Here is a 4,155-nt window from a genome sequence, read left to right as displayed (position 1 = left end):
TGCGCCTTCAGTGTTGACCAGTGGCCAAACATCACCGGTGTGCCTGCGGTTTGGCGCCCCGGCACATCAAACCATGGCAGGTAGCCGTGCTGCGCCGCCTCGGCACCGTCCTTGGTGGCAAATTCCATCACGCCCTCGGGGGTGCAAAAGCGCAGGCGCGTCAGCGCATTGACCACCACCCGCAGCCGGTCAGGGCCCTGCAGGCTGTCTTGCCACTGGTCAGGGGTGTTGCCATACATGCCGCTCAAAAATCCCTTCAGGTCGGGCCCGCGCAAGGCCTGCTCCACCTCGCCGGCCAGTGCCAGGGTTTTGGCGCTGCTCCACTGCGGCAGCACGCCGGCATGCACCATCAGCCAGCCGTGCGCATGAATCGCCATGTTGCGGTGCCGCAGCCAGTCGAGCAGGGCGCCGCGGTCGCTGGCCTGCAGAATGTCTTGCGCGGTATCGCTGCGGTGCAGCTTGCCCATGCCCTGCCACAGGGCCAGCAAATGCAGGTCGTGGTTGCCCAGCAGCGACTGCGCGGCATCGCCCAGGCGGCTCAGGTGGCGCAGCACGGCCAGCGAGTGCGGGCCGCGGTTGACCAGGTCGCCCAGCAGGTACAGCGTGTCGCGGCTGGGTGAAAAATCAATTTTTTGCAGCAGGCGCTGAAAAGGTTCGTTGCAACCCTGCAGGTCGCCAATACAGTAAAGTCCCATGGTGTTCATTCTGCCCCTGGATTCATGGATTTCATCCTCATCGCCTTTCTGACGCTGCTCAACGGCGTCTTTGCCATGTCAGAGATGGCGCTTGCCTCCAGCCGCAAGGCCAGGCTGAGCGCCATGGCAGAGTCGGGTGACAAGGGTGCCAGCGCCGCTTTGGGCCTGCTGGACAACCCCACACGATTTCTGTCGTCGGTGCAGGTCGGCATCACCTCCATCGGCATGCTCAACGGCATCATTGGCGAGGCAGCCTTCAGCGGCGGCCTGTCGCACTGGCTGCAGGGTTTTCACATCTCGCCGCGCGCCGCCGACATTTCTGCGACCGCACTGGTGGTCACGATCATCACCTTCATCACCATCGTGTTTGGCGAGCTGGTGCCCAAGCGCATCGGCCAGCTTTACCCCGAGCCCGTGGCGCGGCTGGTGTCGCGGCCCATGATGTGGGTGGCCAGCATTGCCAAGCCCTTTGTCAGGCTGCTGTCCATGAGCACCCATGCCACGCTGAAATTACTGCGCATCGACAATGCCGCCGGCCGCGCCGTGACCGAAGAAGAAATCGCCGCCAGCCTCGAAGAAGGCGTGGACGCCGGCCTGATTGAAGAGCACGAACACCAGATGGTGCAAAACGTGTTTTTGCTCGACGACCGTTTGCTGACCTCCCTGATGCTGCCGCGCTCCGACATCGAATGGCTGGACGCATCTGACACCGTGGCCCAGGCCATTGACAAAGCCGGCGCCACCGGCCACTCGTGGTACCCGGTGTGCCGCGGCAGCCTTGATGACGTGATCGGCGTGGTCAACGTCGCCAAGCTGCTGGCATTGCGTGGCCAGATACAGTTCTTGCCCTCGGCCCCGCACAACGGGTCAACGCCCTCGGTGGCTGACCGTATCGACGCCTATGCCGTGCCCGCCGTGTTTGTGCCCGAAACCCTGACCGGCATGGAACTGCTCGAACAGTTTCGCGCCCGCTCCACCCGCATCGTGTTTGTGGTCGACGAATACGGCGTGGTGCAGGGCCTGATGACGCCCATGGACATGCTGGAGGCCATCACCGGCGAGCTGCAACCCGGCGCGCAGATCGATGCCTGGGCGGTGGAGCGTGAGGACGGCAGCTGGCTGATCGATGGCGTGATGCCGGTGTCGGAACTCAAGGCCAGGCTCGACATCAGGGAACTGCCCGCCGAAGACAAGGGCCGCTACAACACCGTGGCCGGCCTGCTGCAAAGCGTCTCGGGCCGTTTGCTGGAAACCGGGGAATATGTGGACTGCGTGGGCTGGCGCTTCGAGGTGCTGGACCTGGATGGGAAGCGGATTGACAAGGTGCTGGCGAGTCCGTTTGTTGAAAAATTGGCAGCGCCGTAATCGGCTCGAATTTACGCGCTGGGAACATGAAATAAGGGGCTGACCGCGATGGTCAACCCCTTTTTTTTGGGTGCCGTATTCTGGACGAATCTGGGTGACGGACGGCTGACTCAGTTGTTATGGCAAAGTTTGTGGTGCTACCAGCACCACACTCGGAAAATACGAAGAGTAACGCCGCGTATCCCTGGTCAACACAGAGTGACCGGACACGGCGGCGTGCGCACCAATAAAGAAATCACCAAGGACGTTGTTCTTGGTTCCCCCCTGCCGCCGGTAGCGAACAAACGCCTTCCCAGCCAAAAACAGGGCCGGGCGGGGCATCTCGATCATGACCAAACCCAGATCATCAATGGTCTGGTCCAGTGCCTCCACCGTCGAGAAAGTCAACGACAGCTCCGAATAGATGATGGGGTTGATGGCCAGCCGATGAATTTTTGACTGGGCGCGCAATTGCCTGATTGACCAATCTGCCCATTGTGGGTCGTCCTCCAGGACGTCGACCAGCACGTTGGTGTCGACCAGCAGCATCAGCCCTCACCACGCAACAGTGCCATCAGATCGTCGGTGCGCCACTTCACGTCGGCCTTGCCACGCGCCGCGTCGAAACGGTCTGGCCTGCGACTCGGTCGTGCGCCCACCTTGTGAATCACGACATCGCCCTCGGTATTCACAGCGAAGTCCACCGAGCAACCCGGTGCCAGGCTCAACGCATCGCGTATCTGTTTAGGGATGGTGACCTGGCCTTTGCTGGTGAGCGTGGTCGACATGGTTTACCTCCATTTGTATTACTGATTTTTTCATTGTAATACTCTGATGGCGGGCGTGCTGCGGTCTCTGCAAATTGAAGCTGATTATTTTCAGAATCAGCTTGGCTTTTTGATTGAACAGCGCGTTCACGAAGGCCTGCAAATCGCGGCCAGTCGGCTAGACTCATTCATGCAAACTTGCCAGGTTTCTCCGACAATTATCAACCGGAAGGGAGTTTGAAATGAGCATTAAAGCGTCGTATGACAATGTATAGGTACCACGTCTGGTGTGACATCGAATCTGGAAGCGACGGTATCCAGTTTGAAATCAAGGACCCTCCGCATAGATGGAATATCGAGTTCGAAGACGGGGGGACGTCAACAGCCGCCGTTCATTTGTGTCAGGGGAAAAACGCGCTCGTTGTGTTGGATTGCCAGAGGGAGGCTTCAAAACCTGATCTCCTCATTCAGTTGGTCATCCAACACGTTCAAGCGTTGTATGACGCAGCATTGTTCAGTTGCGGAATTAGCGGAACCGTAATCGGTCGGGCAGCACTTCTTCCTAGCGGGCAAATGGCAAACCTTAAATTTCATGACGTTAGGCGTGTTATCGATCTAGAAGCGACGGGGCTAAGCCTCGAAGAGATAACGCGATGCTCTATAGAGTCACAAATTGTCCGGACATGTCTCTCCGACCTACGGCGCGCGAGCTTGAATCTTCAAGACGCTGGAATGCTGTGCTACAGAGCAGTTGAAAGTGTCATGCAGACATACAAGCAGTCTGACAGCGATAGTTCGAAAGCGGCATGGCCTCGAATGAGAGACGATCTAAGATTTGAACAATCATATGTGGGTACGCTCGTCTCGCATTCGATATCAAATAGGCACGGGACACCGTTGACTATCACAACGGAGGATGGCCGTAATCTTCTGACGCGAGCACTGACGATAGTAGGGCGGTTCGCGCGCGTATCGGTCTTACAGAGGTCAATAACGGCTGAGGCCGTACTCGAGTGAGTCAGATAGAGTGCAATTCGCTGGCGTTCCCAGTGCCCAACAAACGGTTTAAGTCGACCGCCCGCGCCTCCGGCGGCTTAACCTAGCGTTATGCTTGAAGGAAAAGATGACTTGGGATCAAAATTGGCCAGCGGTTACGTACTGACTACGTGAAGAAGGGGATAGACCCGGAAGCCTACCCCCTTTTCATTTGGTGCCGGAGAGATGAATCGAACACCCGACCTTCTCATTACGAATGAGCTGCTCTACCGACTGAGCTACACCGGCTTTTTGTGAAATACAGCCCGCGATTATAGCCCGGAGTGGTAGGCGGTCACGCGCTCAACCTCGGT

At 58.3% G+C, this 4,155-nt stretch carries 4 protein-coding genes and 1 tRNA gene; 1 reads left to right on the top strand and 4 read right to left on the bottom strand.

Translation table 11 applies throughout. The features are described 5' to 3' along the window. On the bottom strand, positions 1-695 hold a 695-nt coding region (locus tag RMO23_RS01010; protein WP_309678180.1), incomplete at its 3' end, for a symmetrical bis(5'-nucleosyl)-tetraphosphatase. Positions 696-719: 24 nt separating this feature from the next. Here RMO23_RS01010 and RMO23_RS01005 point away from each other — a divergent pair. Next, positions 720-2,060, top strand: coding sequence for a hemolysin family protein (locus RMO23_RS01005; protein WP_309678179.1), 1,341 nt, complete (start codon positions 720-722; stop codon positions 2,058-2,060). Between the two features lie 117 nt (positions 2,061-2,177). Here RMO23_RS01005 and RMO23_RS01000 read toward each other — a convergent pair whose 3' ends face one another. From RMO23_RS01000 to RMO23_RS00990, 3 genes are all read right to left on the bottom strand, one after another. Continuing rightward, a complete protein-coding gene (locus RMO23_RS01000; RefSeq protein ID WP_309678178.1) occupies positions 2,178-2,588 on the bottom strand; it encodes a type II toxin-antitoxin system VapC family toxin in 411 nt (136 codons plus the stop codon). Continuing rightward, entirely contained in the window at positions 2,588-2,827 is a 240-nt protein-coding gene (locus tag RMO23_RS00995; protein ID WP_309678176.1) for an AbrB/MazE/SpoVT family DNA-binding domain-containing protein, read from the bottom strand. Before RMO23_RS00995 ends, RMO23_RS01000 begins: the two co-directional genes overlap by 1 nt. A 1,187-nt stretch (positions 2,828-4,014) precedes the next feature. Continuing rightward, a tRNA-Thr gene (locus RMO23_RS00990) sits at positions 4,015-4,090 on the bottom strand. Positions 4,091-4,155 lie beyond the last annotated feature (65 nt).

Origin of the sequence: Polaromonas sp. (genome assembly GCF_031411155.1) — a bacterium.
GTDB lineage: Bacteria > Pseudomonadota > Gammaproteobacteria > Burkholderiales > Burkholderiaceae_C > Polaromonas.
Note: the sequence above shows the minus strand (reverse complement) of the source record. Positions and strands in the feature narration are given on the sequence as shown.